This window comes from Neisseria sp. P0001.S005 (genome assembly GCF_051963715.1).
The window spans coordinates 1-697 of the sequence record NZ_JBQCTZ010000480.1 but is presented as its reverse complement, the minus strand read 5'-3'; the positions used below and the strand labels follow the sequence as shown (position 1 = coordinate 697).

Sequence of the window (697 nt, the reverse complement as noted above, 5' to 3'; positions counted from 1 at the left end):
CGCGCCAAGCAGTCCAAACCGAAAATCTATATCGAGTTCGGCGACAAAGGCCCGTCCGAATACAGCTACACCTTCGGCAAAGATATGTGGGGCGCGATTGCCGACACAGCAGGCGGCAACAATATCGCCGCGCCTTACGTTAAAAACTGGGGACCGATAAACCCTGAAAAATTCCTGACGGCCAAACCCGACGTCATCGTCATTTCGGGGACGGAAAACGGCCATAAAGACAAGCCTGACATTATGGCGATGGGCATAGGCATCAGCCAGGCCGATGCGCAACGCCGCCTGGCCGGATTTGTCAAACGCAAAGGCTGGGCAGACATTCCTGCCGTCAAAAACAAACGCGTTTACGGCATCTACCACACCGCCTCCCGCTCGCTCACCGATTTGGCCAGCGCGCAATTTATCGCCAAAACCCTGTATCCGCAGCAGTTTGCCGACATAGACCCAAACAAGACCTATCTGGACTTCTACCGCAAATACCTGCCCGTCGTGCCGGACGGTACATTTTACATCCGATTGAAATAGCGGCTGCAAAAATCATAGGCTCAGGCCGTCTGAAGATTCAGACGGCCTGAACATGCTATGCCGATAAAGATTTAATGAGTATAATTACTGTTCTTTCAACAAAATTACTGGGTACGTATGAACGGACAAAACCAAATCGGCCATCAGCAGGCTCCTGTTGTAAGCG

The 697-nt window shown here is 51.8% G+C and carries 1 protein-coding gene; it reads left to right on the top strand.

What is annotated here, in order from left to right; all coding sequences use genetic code 11:
- A partial coding sequence (locus ACTHSP_RS21195; protein ID WP_440346905.1) for an ABC transporter substrate-binding protein occupies positions 1-531 on the top strand: 531 nt, incomplete at its 5' end.
- Between the last annotated feature and the right edge of the window lie 166 nt (positions 532-697).